Origin of the sequence: Oliverpabstia sp., from assembly GCF_022785585.1 — a bacterium.
Taxonomy (GTDB): Bacteria; Bacillota; Clostridia; order Lachnospirales; family Lachnospiraceae; genus Oliverpabstia; species Oliverpabstia intestinalis.
This window is the reverse complement of record NZ_JALFPR010000059.1, coordinates 1-4607: the sequence shown is the minus strand read 5'-3', so window position 1 is coordinate 4607 and position 4607 is coordinate 1. Positions and strand designations below refer to the sequence as shown.

Sequence of the window (4607 nt, the reverse complement as noted above, 5' to 3'; positions counted from 1 at the left end):
TATTGACTCCAGAGGCAATCCTACTGTAGAAGCAGAGGTTTATCTTTCGGACGGTACCATGGGAAGAGGAACCGCACCCAGCGGCGCATCTACCGGAGAATTCGAAGCACTGGAGCTGAGAGACGGAGATAAAGAAAAATTCGGAGGCAAAGGTGTATCCAAAGCGGTTGCCAATGTAAACACAGTAATCAATGAAACATTAAAAGGCGTCAATGCGCTGGATATCTATGCGATAGATGCAGCTATGATCAAAGCAGACGGAACCAAAGAAAAATCCAATCTGGGCGCAAACGCTATTCTGGCAGTATCGATTGCAGGTGCCAGAGCGGCAGCAAACGCACTGGATCTGCCACTGTATCGTTTCCTGGGCGGTGTAAACGGCAATCGCCTGCCACTGCCGATGATGAACATCTTGAATGGTGGTGCACATGCAGCCAACACGGTAGATGTACAGGAATTCATGATCATGCCTGCAGGCGCAGCAAGCTTCAAAGAAGGTCTGCGCTGGTGTACGGAAGTCTTCCACGCACTGGCAGCTCTGTTAAAAGAGAAAGGTCTGGCTACTTCCGTAGGTGACGAAGGTGGATTCGCACCGGATCTTGGCAGCGATGAAGAAGCCATCGAGTGCATTCTGGAGGCGATTAAAAGAGCAGGCTACGAATCGGGCAAAGATTTCGTACTGGCTATGGATGCAGCATCCAGTGAGTGGAAAGGAAGCAAGAGGGGCGAATACGTTCTGCCAAAATGCGGAAAGAAATTTACATCGGAAGAACTGGTAGCACACTGGAAAGAACTGTGCAGCAAATATCCGATCTACTCCATTGAAGACGGTCTGGATGAGGAAGACTGGGAAGGATGGCAGATGATGACCAAAGAGCTGGGAGATACGGTACAGCTGGTTGGCGATGATCTGTTCGTAACCAACACCGAACGCCTGGCAAAAGGAATCGGCCTTGGCTGTGCAAACTCCATCCTGATCAAACTGAACCAGATCGGTTCCGTATCCGAGACACTGGAAGCTATCAATATGGCACACAAAGCAGGGTATACCGCCATTTCCTCTCACCGTTCCGGTGAAACAGAAGACACCACGATCGCAGATCTTGCAGTAGCACTGAACACCTGTCAGATCAAGACCGGTGCACCAAGCCGAAGCGAACGTGTGGCAAAATACAACCAGCTGTTAAGAATCGAGGAAGAACTCGGTGAAGCAGCAGTATTTCCGGGAAAAGAAGCATTTGGCATCAAAAAATAAAGGCAGAAAAATGCTGTCGGATCATTAGAGGTGGGTGCATCGATTTTTGTAAAAATCGATGCACCCTTTTCTATGTCAAAAAAGGCTTTTCTGTAAATGAAAAATGTTTCATGCGGATGTGTCAGAACACGTTCTTTGTTCTGTTGAACTACGGAAGTGATTGTAAAGAAAAAAAGAAACTGATACAATAAAAGCGTATGTTGCTGAAAAGATAAAACAGATGAAAATCAGGAGGAAGAATGTGAGGAAAAAACAAAAGGTGCTTTGGAAATTGTTTTTGTCCACGTTATATCTGAGTGCCTTTACTTTTGGTGGCGGATATGTGATCGTTACGCTGATGAAGGATAAGTTCGTGGATAAGTACCATTGGATCGAAGAAAATGAGATGTTGGATCTGATTGCTATTGCACAGTCGGCACCTGGGGCGATCGCGGTAAATGGAGCAATTGTGGTTGGCTATAAACTGGCCGGTCTTGCAGGGGTACTGACAGCAATTTTCGGAACAGTTCTGCCACCTTTTCTTATCATCTCTGTGATCTCTGTTTTTTATCAGATATTTCGGGATAATTTCATCATCAGTGAGCTTCTGGACGGGATGCAGGCTGGCGTGGGAGCAGTGATCGCTTCCGTGGTATGGGATATGGCAGCGGGGATCACGAAGAAAAAAGAGTGGACATCGATTGTGATCATGGCAGCCGCTTTTATCGCTTCTTATGTGATGGAAGTTCCGGTGGTGTATATCGTGCTGATCTGTATTGCGATGGGAGTGATCCGCACGGTACTGGCAGGAAGGGGGAAACGGAAGAAATGATTTATCTTCAGTTATTTTTCAGTTTTCTTCAGATCGGCATGTTCAGCTTCGGAGGCGGTTATGCCGCGATGCCGTTAATTCAGGAACAGGTGGTGAGCCGTCACGGATGGCTGGACATGGGAGAATTCACTAATCTGATCACCATTTCCCAGATGACACCGGGTCCCATCGCGATCAATTCCGCAACCTTTGTCGGAACCAAGATCGCCGGAATCCCGGGAGCAGTGGTTTCCACATTGGGATGTATTCTGCCTTCATGCATTTTGGTAACGTTACTTGCCTGGCTGTACCTGAAATATCAGAAAATGGATCTGTTGCAGAGCATCTTACAGTCTCTACGACCGGCGGTTGTGGCGATGATCGCGTCTGCGGGCGTATCGATTCTGGTATCTGCCTTCTGGAACGGGGCGGATGCCATCGCACTGGCGGACACCCGCTGGGTGATGGTGGGAATCTTTGTGATCTGCCTGATCCTTCTTCGGAAAACAAAATGGAACCCGGTACTTGTGATGGCACTGGCAGGAGTGCTGAAGCTGCTGATGGCGATTGCGGGGATCGGATAAAAGGATTTTCTTTTCCTGAAAATTGCGGTATACTGGAACACAGAAAACATAAAGGAGAACATCTATGGAATTTTGGATAGGTATTATTCTGGATACGATCTGCCTTGCCATTGCCCTTTTCATGGCGATCAACCCAAAAGGATTTGCAAGAGGCATGAAGTATCAGTCGGTACGACAGACAAAAATCTTCCGGATCGTGGGAATCATCGCGGTGATCATTCTGGTCATATCCCTGACGAGCCGGGTTCTGACACTGGTATAAGAAGATGAAGAGAGTAATTGTATATTTAAAAAGAGAAACCGTGCTTTGTATCGCGGTTTTTCTTGCTGTTATTTCCATGTTTTTTGTCAGACCGGACCGAGCTTATGCAGGATATATTGACACCAGAGTACTGGCTTTATTGTTTTGTCTGATGACGATCATGGAGGGATTTAAGAAGACTGGGTTATTTGAACAGATGGCGAATACACTGCTGAAAAAGGTACACACTTTCCGGCAGTTGATGCTGGTTCTGGTGGGACTTTGTTTTTTCTGCTCTATGTGGATTACCAATGATGTGGCACTTCTGACTTTTGTGCCGTTTACGATTCTGGTGCTGCGTATGGCAAAACTGGATCAGCGGATGATTCCGGTGATTACCATGGAGACGATAGCTGCCAATCTTGGAAGTATGGCAACTCCGGTGGGTAATCCGCAGAATCTGTATTTGTATTCCGTCTCCGGAATGTCTGCTCTGTCCTTTGTAAAGGTCATGGGACCTTTGTCACTGGTATCTTTGCTTCTTCTGATCGGGGGCTGTCTGTTACAGAAGAATGAAAGTATGCAGATAGAACAGATCAGGAGAAAAACCAAAAAGAACAAAACAGCTGAAAATCTGATTTTGCTCTTCCTTTTTTGCGTAAGTCTGGCAACGGTTTTACGTGTACTGTCCTGGCCAGTGCTTCTGGGAATTACACTTCTGATTTGTCTGTTCCTTTTCGGAAGTGGAAAAGAAGAATTTTTACCGCTGAGAGTAGATTATAGTCTGCTTCTTACTTTTGTTGCATTTTTTGTATTTATCGGAAATATGGGGCGGATTTCAATCGTAAAAGAACTGCTGATAAAAGTACTGGAAGGACATGAACTTATTCTTGGTTTTGCTGCCAGCCAGGTCATCAGCAATGTTCCGGCGGCTATTTTACTTTCCGGTTTTACTACAGACTATCCTATGCTTCTCCGGGGAGTGAATATTGGAGGTCTGGGAACCCTGATCGCTTCCCTGGCAAGTCTGATCTCTTATAAATTTTATGTACAGGAAAGTGAAAAGAATGAAACAGCTGGTACAAAAGGGCAATATTTTCGGTATTTTACGGTATGGAATATAGTCTTTGCAATTGTGCTGTTGGCAGTGACTGTTGTAGTATAACGTATAAGGAAAGTATGATTGAAGAATATAGAAAATAGGAAACAAAATAAAAGGCGCAGAATCGCATTTTCCACCCTTATTTGTGAAAAGAAGAAATACAAAGGAGAACCGTCATCGAAACATATTATTATAACCACATGAACAAAACGCAGCAGTCTGCCTACCATAATATCCTTCAGGGAGTTCAGAACATGGCAGATGAAATCTTGCTTCCACGTCTGGAGCCGGAAGAACTCTACAATGTGTTTTTCCAGCTCCGTCTGGATCACCCAGAGATCTTCTGGGCGACGGGATTTCGCTACAAATATTATCAGGATTCCCCGAATCTGATCTTTGTGCCGGAATATCTGTTTGAGAAAAATAAAGTAAAAGAACACCAGCGCGCCATGCAGGCGAGAGTAGAAAAGCTGGTGCGCCCGGTAAAGGGTAAGTCCGAGTGGGAAAAAGAAAAATTTGTCCACGACTTTATATGCGAGAATGTCCGGTATGATAAATTAAAGAAAGCCTATTCCCATGAGATCATCGGACCGCTGGGACAGGGTGTGGGTGTCTGCGAGGGGATTGCCAAGGCA

Annotated in this window: 5 protein-coding genes and 1 pseudogene; all 6 read left to right on the top strand. The window is 45.7% G+C overall.

Annotation, left to right across the window (positions count from 1 at the left end):
- Position 1 precedes the first annotated feature (1 nt).
- On the top strand, positions 2 to 1255 hold the full coding sequence (eno, locus tag MSA64_RS03775; RefSeq protein WP_287890609.1) for a phosphopyruvate hydratase: 1254 nt from the start codon (positions 2 to 4) through the stop codon (positions 1253 to 1255).
- 220 nt (positions 1256 to 1475) lie between these two features.
- Positions 1476 to 2066 (top strand): chromate transporter, encoded by a 591-nt coding sequence (locus tag MSA64_RS03770; protein ID WP_418888108.1) that lies wholly within the window; start codon positions 1476 to 1478, stop codon positions 2064 to 2066.
- Positions 2063 to 2629, top strand: coding sequence for a chromate transporter (locus tag MSA64_RS03765; protein ID WP_287890606.1), 567 nt, complete (start codon positions 2063 to 2065; stop codon positions 2627 to 2629). Before MSA64_RS03770 ends, MSA64_RS03765 begins: the two co-directional genes overlap by 4 nt.
- 64 nt (positions 2630 to 2693) lie before the next feature.
- Positions 2694 to 2891 carry a hypothetical protein gene (locus tag MSA64_RS03760; RefSeq protein ID WP_022171276.1) on the top strand — a complete coding sequence of 66 codons (198 nt, stop codon included), beginning with the start codon at positions 2694 to 2696 and terminating at the stop codon, positions 2889 to 2891.
- A 4-nt stretch (positions 2892 to 2895) separates the two neighbouring features.
- Positions 2896 to 4035, top strand: a complete 1140-nt coding sequence (locus MSA64_RS03755) for an SLC13 family permease (RefSeq protein ID WP_287890604.1) — start codon at positions 2896 to 2898, stop codon at positions 4033 to 4035.
- Between the two features lie 113 nt (positions 4036 to 4148).
- A pseudogene (locus MSA64_RS03750) lies at positions 4149 to 4607 on the top strand (transglutaminase domain-containing protein); the annotation flags it as partial.